Origin of the sequence: Streptomyces yerevanensis, assembly GCF_000716805.1 — a bacterium.
Classification (GTDB): domain Bacteria; phylum Actinomycetota; class Actinomycetes; order Streptomycetales; family Streptomycetaceae; genus Streptomyces; species Streptomyces flaveus.
The window spans coordinates 1-204 of the sequence record NZ_JNWJ01000316.1; the positions used below are offsets into that span (position 1 = coordinate 1).

At 64.2% G+C, this 204-nt stretch carries 1 protein-coding gene; it reads right to left on the reverse strand.

Going from position 1 to position 204, the window contains the following annotated elements:
• The coding region (locus OP79_RS49550) for a substrate-binding domain-containing protein (protein WP_033330110.1) at nt 1–204 on the reverse strand (204 nt) is incomplete at both ends.

Below are 204 nucleotides of genomic sequence, written 5' to 3' on the forward strand. Positions count from 1 at the left end.
GCCTGGAGCCCGACCTGGGTGAGGGCCTTGCCGTCGGCGGGCAGGACCACCAGGACGTCGACCTTCTTGTTGATCAGCGTCTCGATCTGGCCGATCTGCTGGGCGGTGTCGTTGGAGCCCTCGGTGATCTCCAGCGTCACGTCCTTGTACTTCTTGGCCCGGTTCTTGGCGTTGTCGTTGATGGCGTTCAGCCAGCCGTGGTCG